General features: G+C 50.5%; 30 protein-coding genes and 1 pseudogene. 3 read left to right on the top strand and 28 right to left on the bottom strand.

From position 1 onward, the window contains the following. The 28 genes from ACFSR7_RS35885 to ACFSR7_RS35750 all read right to left on the bottom strand — a co-directional run. Positions 1–540, bottom strand: a 540-nt coding sequence (locus tag ACFSR7_RS35885; protein WP_378169488.1) for a PhoX family protein, incomplete at its 3' end; no start/stop codon positions are given. Beyond that, the gene (locus ACFSR7_RS35880; RefSeq protein WP_378169486.1) at positions 537–713 is read right to left on the bottom strand and encodes a hypothetical protein; all 177 of its coding nucleotides are present in this window, start codon (positions 711–713) and stop codon (positions 537–539) included. The genes ACFSR7_RS35885 and ACFSR7_RS35880, both read right to left, overlap by 4 nt. Before the next feature lie 107 nt (positions 714–820). Further along, the gene (locus tag ACFSR7_RS35875) at positions 821–1,000 is read right to left on the bottom strand and encodes a hypothetical protein (RefSeq protein ID WP_378169485.1); all 180 of its coding nucleotides are present in this window, start codon (positions 998–1,000) and stop codon (positions 821–823) included. Positions 1,001–1,376: 376 nt separating this feature from the next. Beyond that, a complete protein-coding gene (locus ACFSR7_RS35870) occupies positions 1,377–1,571 on the bottom strand; it encodes a hypothetical protein (protein WP_378169483.1) in 195 nt (64 codons plus the stop codon). 208 nt (positions 1,572–1,779) lie between these two features. Further along, complete coding sequence (locus tag ACFSR7_RS35865; protein ID WP_378169482.1) at positions 1,780–1,956, bottom strand: hypothetical protein; 177 nt, start codon at positions 1,954–1,956, stop codon at positions 1,780–1,782. A gap of 34 nt (positions 1,957–1,990) precedes the next feature. Next, complete coding sequence (locus ACFSR7_RS35860; protein ID WP_483862657.1) at positions 1,991–2,398, bottom strand: beta-sandwich lipoprotein; 408 nt, start codon at positions 2,396–2,398, stop codon at positions 1,991–1,993. 40 nt (positions 2,399–2,438) lie between these two features. Next, entirely contained in the window at positions 2,439–2,837 is a 399-nt protein-coding gene (locus ACFSR7_RS35855; RefSeq protein WP_378169478.1) for a hypothetical protein, read from the bottom strand. After that, a complete protein-coding gene (locus ACFSR7_RS35850) occupies positions 2,824–2,967 on the bottom strand; it encodes a hypothetical protein (protein ID WP_378169476.1) in 144 nt (47 codons plus the stop codon). Before ACFSR7_RS35850 ends, ACFSR7_RS35855 begins: the two co-directional genes overlap by 14 nt. After that, a complete protein-coding gene (locus ACFSR7_RS35845; RefSeq protein WP_378169474.1) occupies positions 2,964–3,134 on the bottom strand; it encodes a hypothetical protein in 171 nt (56 codons plus the stop codon). The genes ACFSR7_RS35850 and ACFSR7_RS35845 overlap by 4 nt, the downstream gene beginning before the upstream one ends. Before the next feature lie 75 nt (positions 3,135–3,209). Further along, entirely contained in the window at positions 3,210–3,536 is a 327-nt protein-coding gene (locus ACFSR7_RS35840; protein WP_378169473.1) for a hypothetical protein, read from the bottom strand. Further along, a complete protein-coding gene (locus ACFSR7_RS35835) occupies positions 3,520–3,864 on the bottom strand; it encodes a RusA family crossover junction endodeoxyribonuclease (protein ID WP_378169472.1) in 345 nt (114 codons plus the stop codon). The genes ACFSR7_RS35840 and ACFSR7_RS35835 overlap by 17 nt, the downstream gene beginning before the upstream one ends. A 4-nt stretch (positions 3,865–3,868) precedes the next feature. Beyond that, positions 3,869–4,030 carry a hypothetical protein gene (locus ACFSR7_RS35830; protein ID WP_378169471.1) on the bottom strand — a complete coding sequence of 54 codons (162 nt, stop codon included), beginning with the start codon at positions 4,028–4,030 and terminating at the stop codon, positions 3,869–3,871. Then, positions 4,027–4,260, bottom strand: coding sequence for a hypothetical protein (locus ACFSR7_RS35825; protein WP_378169470.1), 234 nt, complete (start codon positions 4,258–4,260; stop codon positions 4,027–4,029). Before ACFSR7_RS35825 ends, ACFSR7_RS35830 begins: the two co-directional genes overlap by 4 nt. After that, positions 4,257–4,556: a hypothetical protein gene (locus tag ACFSR7_RS35820; protein WP_378169469.1), complete on the bottom strand. Its 300-nt coding sequence runs from the start codon at positions 4,554–4,556 to the stop codon at positions 4,257–4,259. Before ACFSR7_RS35820 ends, ACFSR7_RS35825 begins: the two co-directional genes overlap by 4 nt. After that, on the bottom strand, positions 4,553–5,404 hold the full coding sequence (locus ACFSR7_RS35815) for an ATP-binding protein (protein WP_378169467.1): 852 nt from the start codon (positions 5,402–5,404) through the stop codon (positions 4,553–4,555). Before ACFSR7_RS35815 ends, ACFSR7_RS35820 begins: the two co-directional genes overlap by 4 nt. After that, complete coding sequence (locus tag ACFSR7_RS35810; RefSeq protein ID WP_378169465.1) at positions 5,343–6,068, bottom strand: hypothetical protein; 726 nt, start codon at positions 6,066–6,068, stop codon at positions 5,343–5,345. Before ACFSR7_RS35810 ends, ACFSR7_RS35815 begins: the two co-directional genes overlap by 62 nt. 2 nt (positions 6,069–6,070) lie before the next feature. After that, complete coding sequence (locus ACFSR7_RS35805; protein ID WP_378169463.1) at positions 6,071–6,598, bottom strand: endonuclease NucS domain-containing protein; 528 nt, start codon at positions 6,596–6,598, stop codon at positions 6,071–6,073. After that, on the bottom strand, positions 6,595–6,936 hold the full coding sequence (locus tag ACFSR7_RS35800) for a hypothetical protein (protein WP_378169462.1): 342 nt from the start codon (positions 6,934–6,936) through the stop codon (positions 6,595–6,597). The genes ACFSR7_RS35805 and ACFSR7_RS35800 overlap by 4 nt, the downstream gene beginning before the upstream one ends. Positions 6,937–6,940: 4 nt before the next feature. Then, entirely contained in the window at positions 6,941–7,330 is a 390-nt protein-coding gene (locus ACFSR7_RS35795) for a hypothetical protein (RefSeq protein ID WP_378169460.1), read from the bottom strand. A gap of 8 nt (positions 7,331–7,338) precedes the next feature. After that, a complete protein-coding gene (ssb, locus tag ACFSR7_RS35790; protein WP_378169458.1) occupies positions 7,339–7,758 on the bottom strand; it encodes a single-stranded DNA-binding protein in 420 nt (139 codons plus the stop codon). After that, entirely contained in the window at positions 7,748–8,362 is a 615-nt protein-coding gene (locus tag ACFSR7_RS35785; RefSeq protein WP_378169457.1) for an ERF family protein, read from the bottom strand. Before ACFSR7_RS35785 ends, ssb begins: the two co-directional genes overlap by 11 nt. Then, on the bottom strand, positions 8,359–8,895 hold the full coding sequence (locus tag ACFSR7_RS35780) for a host-nuclease inhibitor Gam family protein (RefSeq protein WP_378169455.1): 537 nt from the start codon (positions 8,893–8,895) through the stop codon (positions 8,359–8,361). The genes ACFSR7_RS35785 and ACFSR7_RS35780 overlap by 4 nt, the downstream gene beginning before the upstream one ends. 403 nt (positions 8,896–9,298) lie before the next feature. Next, positions 9,299–9,436, bottom strand: a complete 138-nt coding sequence (locus ACFSR7_RS35775) for a hypothetical protein (RefSeq protein WP_378169454.1) — start codon at positions 9,434–9,436, stop codon at positions 9,299–9,301. A gap of 181 nt (positions 9,437–9,617) precedes the next feature. After that, positions 9,618–9,821 (bottom strand): hypothetical protein, encoded by a 204-nt coding sequence (locus tag ACFSR7_RS35770; protein WP_378169453.1) that lies wholly within the window; start codon positions 9,819–9,821, stop codon positions 9,618–9,620. Then, positions 9,818–10,009: a hypothetical protein gene (locus ACFSR7_RS35765; protein ID WP_378169451.1), complete on the bottom strand. Its 192-nt coding sequence runs from the start codon at positions 10,007–10,009 to the stop codon at positions 9,818–9,820. Before ACFSR7_RS35765 ends, ACFSR7_RS35770 begins: the two co-directional genes overlap by 4 nt. A gap of 15 nt (positions 10,010–10,024) precedes the next feature. Then, on the bottom strand, positions 10,025–10,774 hold the full coding sequence (locus ACFSR7_RS35760) for a BRO-N domain-containing protein (protein WP_378169450.1): 750 nt from the start codon (positions 10,772–10,774) through the stop codon (positions 10,025–10,027). 1 nt (position 10,775) lies between these two features. Continuing rightward, a complete protein-coding gene (locus tag ACFSR7_RS35755) occupies positions 10,776–10,955 on the bottom strand; it encodes a helix-turn-helix domain-containing protein (RefSeq protein WP_378169490.1) in 180 nt (59 codons plus the stop codon). 127 nt (positions 10,956–11,082) lie between these two features. Beyond that, positions 11,083–11,313 carry a hypothetical protein gene (locus ACFSR7_RS35750; RefSeq protein ID WP_378169448.1) on the bottom strand — a complete coding sequence of 77 codons (231 nt, stop codon included), beginning with the start codon at positions 11,311–11,313 and terminating at the stop codon, positions 11,083–11,085. A gap of 172 nt (positions 11,314–11,485) precedes the next feature. On the opposite strand from ACFSR7_RS35750, the pseudogene ACFSR7_RS35745 reads away from it, so the two are divergent. The 3 genes and pseudogenes from ACFSR7_RS35745 to ACFSR7_RS35735 all read left to right on the top strand — a co-directional run. Beyond that, positions 11,486–11,710 (top strand): annotated as a pseudogene (locus tag ACFSR7_RS35745) (helix-turn-helix domain-containing protein); the annotation flags it as partial. A 144-nt stretch (positions 11,711–11,854) separates the two neighbouring features. After that, positions 11,855–12,316, top strand: coding sequence for an ImmA/IrrE family metallo-endopeptidase (locus ACFSR7_RS35740; RefSeq protein WP_378169447.1), 462 nt, complete (start codon positions 11,855–11,857; stop codon positions 12,314–12,316). 73 nt (positions 12,317–12,389) lie between these two features. Then, a partial coding sequence (locus ACFSR7_RS35735; protein ID WP_378169446.1) for a tyrosine-type recombinase/integrase occupies positions 12,390–13,627 on the top strand: 1,238 nt, incomplete at its 3' end.

Below are 13,627 nucleotides of genomic sequence, written 5' to 3'. Positions count from 1 at the left end.
ATGATCTAGAGGTACGCCCTCATTGCAAACGCCGCATAATTGGCCATCCAGCATGAATCGCGTCGAGCTGATACTTGGCCCGCGCTGGTCGTCCTCTGTGCTATTGATGCCGGGAGGCTGAGGCAGCGGCATCCAATACGTGATGGTGCCGATCCCGGCCGACCAATGCCCGTAAGTGGAAGTCGATCCGTCGGTTACGATGTACAATCCATCGTCCGGCACTGGCTCCATGCTGACCGGTATCCATCCGCTAGGCTGTATGTCCGTCTGGGAGAGGGCTTGGCTCTCCAGTTCTCCCTGCCAGAACTCCAATTCCATAGCGCGATCCGACCAATAAGGCAGTTTGTTTATTTTGCGAACTCTCTCCAGCGCCTCCCGGTATCCCTGTACCGGGGTAGTGGGTGGGGAATCGAACTTGCCGGACTTGATACGCAGATAAGTTGTCGTCAACGTGTCGAGCACGTGGCTTTCGTAATCCTTATTTTTGAGTTCCGATTCGAGCCATTCAAGCAGGCGCTGCTTGTTTACCGTATCCGTCATGATTGGGGTGCCTCCTCTACCTTGTAGAAGATGGTTGTCCACTCGCCTGCGCCGTCTGCGTATTCGTGAACATCGAAGTGCGTAGAGACGATATTTTCAGCATCTATATTCGCCAAGAACTCGTTTACCTCGTATTCCGTTGCGTTGAAAAATTGTTTTCGTTGAACGATCATATCCGTATATGCCTCCTTAGGGATTAGCCCTTATATGATCTAGACCTGGGTCGGCCTCCGCTGGCGCTGGGTAGTTCGGTCGACTCGAAGGCAGCTTCGCTGCAAGGTCAAAATAACGTCAGCGTGCTCGCCTTCTCGTTCACGGCCTGTATCCACTTGTTCAGGTTGGCTGTGCCGGGACCGGTCGGAGCTACGCACTCAGGGCGCAGCGGACAGCCGCCGCAGTTCTTTGCGTAGTTCTCCCGGCAGATTGCCGATGCTTGTTCCGTGATCTGCAAGTATGCCATCCTTATCCCCCATTCCCGCGAACATGCGTTTGGTTGTATACTTGACTGGAAGCAGACTCTCTAGCCCGGAACCATTTCAGCAGTTCTTCTTGCTCCCGAATGCGCTGATTGAGATTCTTAATCTCGCACCACGGGCATTTGCTTGTTATTTTTTCGTGCAGCTGCTTGTGCTTGTCGCAAACCTCCAAAGTAAATTCCTCCCGAGGTGCTAAATGAGTGAACTTGCATACCTTTTCTGTGCCGAGAACGATCGTACGGGCGACATGGAGATTAGTTTCGCTGTTTGGCTCGCCGCCCGACGTGTACCGCGTGATTTGATTGATTTGGAGGTACAAGCTTTTAGGGATACGCTGGATGTGTTGGCGGTTAGTGGGCCTTAATCGGGAATTTCCTCGACGTCCATCGATATAATCTCTGGGTCCTGCACTTGGCGTGCGCAGTGATGGCATACCGAAACGTAAGCCTCGTCGCTGTCCCACGCCATTTGCTCAGCTTCCTCTTTGGTTGCGGCTTCAAACTCTCCGATGAATTTCGAAGTCCTGATGTATCCGTAGACGCTGTACTTTGGCATATCTCTATCTCCCTTTATGGATGAGTTGATGAGCCTTGACCGGCCAAGCTTAAGCGCCTACCACAATCGTCGGTGGCTGCTTGGCCGATTAGGCTGTATACCGGTCCGCCTCCCTACCGGTATGATCTGGATTTGCTGCCTACGCCCCTGCGTAAGCCCCTTCCAGATTCCCATGTGATTCTGTTTATGGATGAGTTGATGGGGTGGGTTAAATCCAAGATCCATCGATCACGATGCAGATGTTGCCCAACCCATCAATTTCTAGGAGCTCAATTTCGACTTCTTCCGTTCCCACTTGGACAATGATCTTGCGGTCGTGCAGATTCTGATCGTGCTTGAATCGTCCGGCCTCTGCGACATCTCGCAAAAACTTCGCGTAGTCCATATCCTCTATATCTCCTCTGCGCTATAGCGCTCTTTTATTGGGGGTTAGATTGCTTGCTTGTCTGGAGATCGATGTCAGGAATGATGGCTTCAGGGCGGAAAACCATGCGGTAGTGGTACGGATCCGTGGTTACGGCGTCAGTCTGCTCGACTAGAAAGCTCACATTATCGCTTAATCCAAGGAAGTGCTTCTTGTACTGGCCATCTCCCACTTTGCAGGTAACACTCAGCCTGCCCTCGGTGTCATTGTTGCCGAGTGAGCAAAGCCCCTCGATCGTAAGCAGGTACTTGTCCGTTATCCCGTTGAAAAATACGATTCTCCGCTGCACTTCGAAAGAGTCTGCGGCCTTCGAAAGATTTTCGGAAACCGTGTCGGCCTCCGTCGTACATGCGGACAAAATGATTACCATGACCATAAGGGCGAGAGCGAGTTTCTTTATCATGAAATTTTTCAATGGATTCATCCTTTTCTCGTATGGTGGTTTAAACCGGATCTTTGTCGCGCTTTTTGGAACGTATGCCCCAGCGTCCGAGGTAGGTGATCAATGTGCTCCTCGTTATGTTGAAGCGTTCGCAGATTTGGTCACGACTTAACCGTTCTTCCTTGCGCAGCTCAAGGTACTTTTCCTTGGTAAGCTTGTCTGGATTGACCTTGCCGCGGTTGGAGTAATTCTTGGGGCTGCTTTCGCCTTCTGGCTTGGGTTTCGGCTTCGGCAGATTGGCGTATGGACCGTCCGTTATTTTATTGATCAGGCTTTGCGGATCCTCGATCCGGATGGGCTCTCCTAAATTCATATCCGCCACTTTCAGTTCGCCAGCAGCTTGTGCCGCCAGTTGTTCATCCGTCGGCCTGTATACGTAAACCGGCCTAAGCATCGTCATATTCTGGCGCCTCCAGTTCGTCTTCGTCGGCAAACGGCAGGTCATTTTCGTGCGCCTTTTCCCACTCTTCATCTGCTTTCATTGCTTCGTATTTATCGCCGCCTGGGCGCCATCTATCGCGGATGCTCATCGTGCCGGCCTCCTTTTTATTTTCTGTTCCAGGACACCATTTGGCAGCGGAGGAGGATGCCGGTCGAGGTATTCTTCACGCGCTCCGATGATGTCGCTTGCTCTCGCCATCGTGTCGTGCGCCATAACCGTTAGCAGCTCGCTATCCGTCGCTTTCTTCCAATCCATCTTCCTCCGCCTCCGTTGGGCCCATCTCAGGCCATAGGATGACTTGCTCTCCTGGTTCGTTGTATTGGGTTGCCATCATGCGCCACCGTCCTGCTTTTCCAGACCCATCATGAGCAGTAGCCCTTCCGCAAACTTGGCTGCTTTTTCTTCTTCGCTTGGGAGCAGATCCCGGACGTACCGATGTCCCAACTTGAAGGTGGTAAGCATCCTGATTGCGTCCCATGTCTTCGCCCATTTGACGACGCCGTACTTTTCGTAGAGCGGCTTCTTGTACCGTTGGTACACTCCGGCAAGTGGTCGATCATTTGCCTGCGCTGTGCGAATGTCGTTGCCGGTCAGTTCCTTAATGACCTCCGCCTTGATGTCCGCCTTGATTAGAGCCAGTTCATCCGGCGTCAACATGTTCTGTCACCTCGAATTCGATTTCCACTCGCGGGCGGTGCCTATCAATCTCGTAATCCATCACCTGGGGCAAAGCGAGTTTATCGTCCGTATAGATGCCGGCTTTCACCAAACCGTCAAGCAGCAGCTTCAACGTGTTGTGCGTGTCTCTCCTTCGTTGGTCCGGCCAGAAGAACCACAAGCGCACGATTGTTTTTTTCTCTTGCTCTGACCAGCCTGTACGCCCTTTCCAGGCTCTTGCGTGATAGATGATGTCTTTCTCCCAAGCTTTCGCCTCGTCGCTTAGAACACGCATTACGCGCCCCTTAACACGTGCATTGATGTACATGTGGTTAACGCTTGGCAGAACGCCGGGCAATATCAATCTTGTCATCCCAATATCGCCTACCTTTTTCCGTCATCTGGCTTGGGAGAGTGAACACCTCACCGATGACTTTTCCTTTGTCGATGATGGTTAACTTGCGGACGGTATGGAAGTACGGGTCAAGTCTCATTGAGCCTTCCTCCCGTTCACTTTGGCTTCTTGCTCGGCCGCCACTCTCTCCCAGAGTCCAGCGAACATCTCTTGCATGAATGCTCTTGCATCCGCCGATCGCATGCTCGTTTGCATAAGGTCGCTGTACATGAGCCGGGCCAAGTGGTCAATGGCTTCAAGCTTTTCAGCCAGCAACCATTCGTAGCTGCCCCATATGGACCATGCTTCGCTATGTCGGTACCGGTTCATTTTTTGCCTCGCTTCTTCGCCTCCGGTGCGAGTATTCTCCGAACATACTGGGCGGCGCGTTCTCTGGGGTCGTCTGGCACGCTCTGTGGTTCGTTCTCAGACTCTTCAGAATCTTCCGAGTATTCTTGTGGCGGCTTGGGTGGCGCGGCCTTCTCGGCGGCGTTTAGGGCGGCTAGTTTTGTTTCAAGATCGTTATAGCGCGCCCATCCCCTTTTCGATTGTTCGGAAGTCAGTCCCGGTCGTTCGAGCGCTTCGGCCACTGTGACCATTTCGCGGAGAATTTCATGCCGCATCATTCCTCAAGGAGCCTCCGAGCCCGTTCGTTCGCAACCTCTCTGCGGTAGCTGCTCGACTTGTTCTCAACGATGACTGACATTTCGAGTATCCGATCATGGATTCGCTTGGCCCCGATCTCCTGTTCGACCGTCGGATTCTCCGGCATGAACCGGTGAAGCAGTTCTGTCGGCGTAAAGTTGGTAGTGAACAGGACTGGCTTCTTATCGCGATATCTGCCGTCAATGATTCGAAAGAGGACTTCTACCACCCAATCGCTGATCTTCTCGGCGCCGATGTCGTCCAGGATCAAAAGGTCGCACTTGAGAACCGCGTTCATGATCTCGTGCTCCGATTCCTTGGCCTGACTCCGGAAGGTGCTGCGGATCCGTCCTAGCAACTCCGGCATACTCTGGAAAACGGTGATGAATCCACGTTCCTTGATCGAGTGGTAAATGGCACCGGCCAAGTGGCTTTTGCCGTTTCCGGGCTCGCCCCACATCAGAAGCGAAAGCCCATTTGCTGGATTGAACTTCTGCGCATACTTCCGAGCGATGTCTACTGCGCGTTCGCTACCCAGACGGTTCCCAAAGTTTTCGAATGTGTATGTCTGGAACCGCTGGCCGAGCGCCGATAGTTGAAACTTCCGTTCGATATCTGCCTGCGTCTTGCGATCCTGCATCGCCTGAACTTCTTTTTCGTGGGCAGCGACTTCACAAGGACACCGCGGTTGCACCGTCTTCTCCTTGCCGAGCAGCATCACGACTTTCTTGGGTACGAGGTTCTTACAGATCGGGCAGTAATAGTCCTCAGAGGGAGAGGAGGTCATATTCTCCACTGCCTCGCGGAGGGCGTCCCCCATGTTGTGCATCGCTTTCGCTCCTCTCCCATGTGATGACCGCTCGTTTCCAGTCTTTCATTTTGTTCTTGCCGATCATCCAGCCTTTGGCAGCGTAGAAGTTGTACCACTTGATCGCATTAACGTCGTTGTTTCGTTCCCGGCAGTAAGCTTGAACCTCTTCAAGAGTTGGCGGCTTGAATCGTGTGCTTCCCCCTTGGGGGGATCGAGGGGGCATATTATCTTTCTTTGTTTCGTCTTTGTCTTCGTCTATGTCTATGTCTAATAATGGTCTACTTCCTGGTCCACTCTCTGTCCCCAAAGTAGTCAAGTCCCTGTCCCTAGAATGGTCAACTCCCTGGTCAAGTTCTTGGTCAAGTCTCTGGTCAACTATTTGCGCTGTTTTTTTGACCATGCGCTCGAATGGGACCATTTTGTAATATCCGGCAGCGTTCTTATTACCCTTGCGGTATGAGATTAGTCCTTTTTGAATGAGCTTGTTCCTGGAGTTGTCCAGACCTTGCTTGGATAGACCAGTCAGCAGTTGAACTGTCGTGTTGGGAGCAGTAAACCACTCAATCCATCCGGTCATATTGTTTATGGATATCAAGGTATGCCATAACGCAATTTCACCTGTGGAAAGTGGATTAACGAGCAGCCAATTCCGAAATGAGTTCAACTCCTTCATGTAGTCCATACTTAGTCACCTGCTTCGGGATCGTCTCCGTCAAATGGTTTAATTACGCCTACTTCATTAAGTTTGGAATATAGCATCCCGATGAATTTAGTGGGGCGAAAGTTGGTGGATTCTTTGTTTCGCTCGTAGTTTTTCTCATCAAGATCAATATCTATTGAGACCAATATTTCATGAAATTTAATTCTGTCTTGAACCATGCGCAACGACGAAACGGTTTCATCGATGATGCTGGGCCCCATTAGAACACCTCGAACACCATTGATGTATTTGAATAAGTCTCTTTCCTCTGCGTAATAATCCTCAACACCGGGGATGTATCTCATTATTTGCGCCAAAGCATTGTTACATATGGGTTTGTTCTTTATCTCAACGACCACTAATTCCCCAGTGCATCTGTCAAATAGTAGAACGTCGATTATACCGACGCCTATTTCTACCTGCCGCCCCAAGAATTCATGATCTTCATCAAAGAGAATCGGATAGTTTTCACAGACGTAGTCTTCAATGTCCTTCTCCTGCCAAGAGATCAAAGGTGTTCCTCCTTTTCATGCGCCAGCGCCGAGCCGTAAATGTTGGCGATCATACGCTTCGTTTGAATTCCGTCTGGAGTCTCGTCTAACCAGTCATGACATGCTGAACATAAGTGGGCGAGGTCATAGACGGTTGTTTTATGGTCGATATGAGGGCGCCCGGTTAGATGCGCCCTCTCAGTAGCTAGCGCCTTCTCACAGCGTTCACAAACGCCGCCAGAACGTTCCTTGAGCAACTTGTCGGCCGACTTACCGATATCGCCTCGGCGGCTCTGCACGGTCCTCTCCTTCTTCTTAGCCGCCGGCTTCGGTACTGGGTTGTAATCTCCGATCGGCATATGATCACCTCGTGTTGTTTCCGTCTGCAAAGTCAATTCGCATTTTCAACTTGAGCGAATGAATTTCTTCGGTCATCCCGTCCAATGCGTTACGCCAGCGCCGACTGTCCTCGTATGCTTGAGCCTCTTTCTCGCGCAGTTCAATGACAGCAAGCTCTGCATGCGCGTCCTTGGCCTTGGGAGCCGCCATATAAGCCTGGGCATAGGTTCTCTTGCGCTCCGCATATACGCGCTTGTAATCGCCGTCTAGGACGCTGGAAACACGCCCTACGAATACCATGCACTTTGCAAGCAAACGAATCTTCTCCATCAGCCCCGACGGATTGTCTTCGGGGAGGTTGTCAGCCTCCCGGCGAAGTCTCGTAATCTCGTTTAAATGTTGTTGTAGGTTCATAGGCAACCTCAGAACGGCAAATCGTCATCGGAAATGTCGATCGGCTTGCCATCATCATGAAACGGATCTTCTTGCCGGCCTCCAATTACACGACCGCCCTGTTCCTCGCGGTTGGGATGCTCCAGGAACCGCACATTGTCCGCGTGGACCTCAGTAACGTAGACGCGGCGGCCTTCGTTGTTCTCGTAGTTGCGCACCTGAATACGCCCTTCTACAGCGGCAAGGAGCCCCTTCCGAAGATAGTTCGCGCATGCCTCTGCCTGCTGCCGCCAGACAACGATTGGAATGAAATCCGTTTCTTTCTCTCGATCTCTCGAGGTGGGCCTGTCCACCGCCAGAGTGAACTGAGCTACTGCGATGCCATTCGGCGTATATTTAAGCTCCGGATCCTTGGTGAGCCTTCCGATCAGGATAGATCTATTGAGCACTCTCGGCCGCCTCCTTCTTTTTCTTGATTCCGTCGCTTAAAATGGATTCCATTTGCGAGAAGCTCCGGCCCTTTTCGGACTGCTCTTTGACCCAATCGTCAAAACCGTCCATTGATCCCTTGCCGAGCTTGTATTTAGCCTTGAGAGCAGCAGGCGGCCTGCTATGGTGGTCATAGGTATTACCTGCCGCGCCGTTGGCGTCATCGTCCTTTTCTGTGGAAAGTCCTAGCATTGCCGACAGGCTGTAGCGCTTCATGTAGGTAATCTGTCCGCCCATGTCCTGGATTCCGACCGCTGCCGATACCTGCAGGGGCTCAGACTTGACCCACTCGCCGGATTCATGAAGCAGAAGCGTTTCAACGGATACGATCAGTTGGTTGTCTATCTTTACGGTAGAAGCGCTTTGAATAACTGAAATGCCGTTCTCTTTCAAAACACGTTTCGCCTCGTCGAGGATTCCCCCGAGATCGGTGTACTCAAAGGTGTAGGAGCCTCCATTTTTGGTGGTCACCTTGACACTGGTATTGTGCTTGGGGCTCTCCATCTCTCCCCACGACTTGACCAGCGCCGGAGAAATTTTGGAATTCGTTTCGGAGAAAATCATGGCGTCACCTCAACCACTACCGCGTCCGGTTGCTCTTCTACTGCAATACCTTCCAGAATCGAACCAGATAGCGGATCGACAACCTGGTTGCCCGATACCTGGAGCAGCTTCTTGAGTTCGACCTTGTTCGGTTCTTCTTTGGTCCGGATCAGATCGTCGCGCCCGGCCATCCGAAGGCTCTCAACGAGCGTAGGATCGTCGTAATGCCATTTCGGCTGTTGCTTGCGGAATTTAATTTCGCCGTATGGCGTGGTGGTTTTCTTCCACTTCGGATCTAGTTCGCGCTGCCGCACAGCGAATTCAGAAAGCAGCGTTTCGAGATGAACAGCATCGCCGCTGAGTTTGGACAACTCCGAATCTTGCCACGACTTGATGCGGAACGTCTCGGCCGCAGCGAGTTCGTTCACTTCCTTGCGCTTTGCTTCTATTGCCGCGAGTTTACGGAGCGCCCAATTAGCCTGGTCGATCGTCTCGACCTGAAAGCGCTCATTCTCGGGTTGTAGATTGAAGTCGTTGATCTGGAGTGCGTTCATGTAAATCCTCCTTGGTATGGGGATATAAAGCGCCACACTTGGCGCATATGAGGACAGTAAAGATAGATGTGGCAAAGGAACGGCGGACGACAGCGGCGTTACAGCAGGCGGTCAGGTCCATAAGTAGATCCTGACGGCGCCCGAGTACCTTACAATGCAGTCCTTATCCGCCAGTAAAAAGCCATCGAGCATATAAATCTCGTCATCATCACGGTAGATCTCTTGGCCGCATCCGCAGGCACAAACAGCCATAGGCGGGTTAAGCTTGTCCTGCGGATCCGGACGGCCGTTGTGTGCCGAGTCAAGGATAGGCATTGTCAGCCGTCTCCTTTCGTGTTAAAGTTGCGGTAAGTTGTTTACCTAGTGTCCCTTATCGCGGCTCCTACCCCGCGCTAGGGGCTTTTTATATCTGTTCATCCAGAAACTCAGCGAACAGGATTCTCTTGGTAGCTTCGATTCGTTCTGCATCCCAAACGCACGGGTCAAATCGGAACTCGTCGTCAAACCAATTTCCTTCGTAGATTTCATCTTGATCGTCCACGTTTACACCCTCCTATCAACGATATTTGCGAGTTCTTCGACATCATCCCGGCGAGCCTTTGCCAACTCCGCCTGCCGATCTGCTTGAGCGCCGACCTTAAACATCGAAGCGAGCATAAATCCGAATGTCGCTCTCACTACCGAACCGATCCCTCCGCCGACGCACATCGCCGCAAAGGTACTCATGGCAGCACCGGTACGATAATGCGATGTCCGAGATCGTTGCCGGCGAGCTGCAGCGGAATCTTTTTTGTGATTACAAGCGCCAGCGGTTCCCATTCGATCGGATCTGCCTGTTTGTAATGCTCCCGGTCGTAAACGCCGGATGCGTTGTAAATGTGGTTCGCGTCTTCTCGAATCGACGTTTCAGTTATCGCGAGTTTCATTCGCCCTCTGCCTCCTTGATGATGCGCTCGTATGCCTCGATCTCCTTCTCTACTTCCTCCAACACAACACTTACCGGAATCCCGATGGGCGTATTTCCGATAAAGACATCTACGCTGGCATTGGTCTTAGCCAAGGTCGTCCGGCATTTATAAAGTTCTTTCAATCTCAGTTTCAATCCGTAGAGCATGGGCTTGTCCTCCTGTTAATCGCCAACGACTCGAAGTGAGCCGATCGACTTTTCCTTAACGATCGTTGTATAAATCTCTTTGAGCCGCGGATCACTTTCGATTACGTCCATCTTGTTCGCATCCCGAATCTGCGTTTTCGTGGCGCCGGCGTCCTGCAGGCGTTCCGTCAAATTGCGTAAGCGCTGGTCGAGCTTGCATCTGGCGCGCTCTTCGAGTTGCCGGTAACTATCCCGGCGGACATCCTGATATGGTTGTCCAAGTCGTCGTGCGGCTTGATTGATCATTTGGTTGATCGACTTGCGCCAATCTTCATCGCGCTGCAGGAATGTGTCTTGAATGGCCGTAACCGTCGTCTCGAACTTTGTCATGCGCTGCTCCATATCCACGAAGCCTTGGGCGTACATCAGCAACAACTCGGCTTGTGATTTTGGCTTGTTGGCCGTGTAGGAGCCGGTTTGGCGAATGGACGGCAAAACTTCGCTCGTTATCCACTTGCGAAATGCCCGCGCTTCTGGCTTCCGGCTGTCGAGAATGACGTCATATAGACCGTCCTCATTGATGATGACTACATGCTGAATTCTTCCGAGCGAGTCCGGGATGGGGTGATTTGAAATCACATCATCCTCCAACCTTCGCTTAATGCCGGCGACTTGATCGATATCAAGCACTTCGCAGACATCCTTGAGTACAAACCATGGAGCGCCATCTCTTTCGACGATCCTAACGTTCGCATCTTGGAAGTTGAACACTTGGGGTTGATTCATTTCATTTCTCCTTTCCCCTAGCTGATTTTGTTCGCTCATAGGCGTCTAACGAATCTTGCCGAACCAACCAACTGCGACCTTCTTTGTAGGCGCCAAGCCTCTTGTCATTTGCAGCTAGTAGACGAACCGTGTTTACATGCAACCGCCATCGCTTTGCTAGATCCTCCGCGGTGTATACCATGGGAAGATCTAGCGTCTCTTTTGAGCGACCGTAGCGATCATTCAACTCGTCTAACACTGAGTTAGCCTCATTGGCTGGCAGGAGACCAAGAAGACTATAGATGGCTGAGGCGGCGTATCTCGACGTTTCACTGCTTGTCGATGTCTTCAATTCCGCCACCCCCATTGTCAAAAAGGTATTCAATCGGTTTGTCCGGAAAATAGCGCTTCTTGATCTTGATGGATTCATTCACAAAGAAACGGGAGCGTCCATTTAATTTGTCGCTCACGGTACCGAATCTGACGCCCAAAAACACCGCCAACTCGGTGATGCTGACATCCTCCCGGGCCATTTCGGCCCGCAAGTTTCCGTAAGCCATTCCTCAACCCTCCTTTGATGAACGCATTTGCGTTCGTTGTGAGTATCAATATAAACTCCATTGAGTTCACAGTCAAGCGGTTTTAGACATATTTTTACGCAAATGCGTTTAAATTCTCCTTTACAAGGGAATAATCGTAGTGTACTATTTGCTTGTATACGGAAAAGCGTACATGAAAGGGTGTAGGATAGTGGATAGCAAGGCTAAAATCTTAGCTAGTATGATTGACGAGACAGGCAGCAGGAGAGCATTTGCAGAAAGCATTGGCCTGCCCCCTACCACTTTGCAATCAATGTTAGTTAGAGGTGTTGGCAGAGCGTCAATTGATAATGTAATAAAAGTATGTAGAGCTCTTGGTATTACCGTTGAACAGCTCGAAGAGATGGCCGAGGGCGAGGCTGCCGAGAAAACTGAGATCAGTACGATTGCTGCCCACCATGACGGGGATGAGTGGACCGACGAAGAGCGCGAGGAAATTGAACAGTTTAAAGCATTTGTACGGATGCGCAAGCGGCAGCGAGAAAACAAGGAGTGAGACTTCTTGTACGAGGAACTTCTAATTGAGGCGCATGCCTTAGGGGTCGAGGTTTACGAAGTAAGGATGAAAGGCAGAGATCACGGCCTTTATTCAGATTTCATCATTTGGATTGACAAACGGTTGAAATCTGTCGTGAAAATGACTTGCGTTCTTGCTGAAGAAATTGGGCACCATCACAAAACTGTAGGCGATATTACGGATCAGACGATCCTGCTCAATAGAAAGCAAGAGAAACACGCTCGAACCTGGGGGTATCTCCGGTTAATTCCGTTAAGTGCGTTTATAAGTGCGCATCGTGCAGGAGTTCGGAATAGATTCGAACTAGCTCAATTTTTAGGAGTCACCGAAAAGTTCGTCGATGATACTATAACCCGGTATCAAGAGTTGTATGGATTACATGCTATTCACGATGGACATTTAATCATGTTTGACCCACTTATGGTGGTTGATCCGATCGATCTTTAAAACAGCGATTTCCGGATGCCCATCCGTTTATTATACACAAAAACAGAACATATGTTCTTTAAGGAGGAAGAACATGGCAAAGAAGAGGGAAGAAAAACTCCCCCCGAAAGTTCGCAAACGATCTAAAGGTTATACGTATCGTTATAGCATTCCGATCATCAACGCAGATGGAAATCCAGATCGTAAGCAAAAAGAAACTCCCCAATACGCGACAGCCCAGGAAGCTTATGACGCTGGTAAGATCATCGAGGCGGAGTTGGTTAAAGGGACTTATGTCGACGAGGATAATATCTTATTTTCTGATTGGGCGGGTATTGGGCTTAAGCTTCACGCCGATATGAGTGAAATCAAGGATAAGGGCTATCGTTCTCAACTGTCCAGGCTTGGCAATGCGAAGAAGTATTTTAAAGGCAAAAAATTAAAGGATATCACCCGCGCGGAATATGAAGATTTTTTACTATACCTGAGGGATGAAAAGGAGCTATCAGAAAGTTCGGTTAAAGGTACTCATGCGTCAATGCGTGTCGTTTTCAACCAAGCTGTTCGTAGAGAAATAATAGGAAAAGACCCTACCCAAGGAGCCCATCTCCCGAAATACCAAGAGACACTTGACGATCTTGATAGCGACCCACTTCCTAAATATCTAGAAAGGGAGCAATTACTCCACGTTTTAAGATTTGCACGCGAGTCAGCAGAGCAAGCCGATAACGAAGACGACGCTTTTGAAAGACGCCAACTATACCGAGCCGTTTTTGTCCTGGCATACACTGGTTTGCGAATCGGGGAGTTTATGGCGCTGGAAAGAAGAAAGTGGAACCGACACGAAAATACTATAAGCGTCACAGCTACGCTGGACTCATATGGAGGACCTGAAAAAGCTAAATTAGGTACGCCTAAGAATAAAGCCTCCAGGCGGATCGTTGACGTTAGCGAAAGCGTGGCCCTAATCATTGATGAGCAAATAAAAGATGTGACGGAGCTCCGAATGCGGCTCGGTAAGGATTTTTACAGCGAATCAACCTTTATCTTCGTCCGGCATAAAGACCACCCCGGTAGGCAATTGTCGCACATAATTTTTGAGAAACTGTTTGCTCGATTGATGAAAAGTTGTGGTTATGAAGGGCTCACGCCTCACTGCTTACGCCACACATTTACGAGTCTGTCTGCAGAAGCAGGAGTGCTCCTAGAAGATGTCATGAACCAGCTAGGTCATGCGAATGACACAATGACGAAACGTGTTTACCTCCACATTACGAAACCCCGTCGCAAAGCGAATGTTGCCAAACTCGACGCGCTTTTAAAGAGGCAATC

It is taken from the genome of Cohnella sp. GCM10020058, assembly GCF_042683485.1.
In the GTDB taxonomy this organism is placed as follows: domain Bacteria; phylum Bacillota; class Bacilli; order Paenibacillales; family Paenibacillaceae; genus Cohnella.
This window is presented reverse-complemented; position numbering and strand designations above follow the sequence as displayed.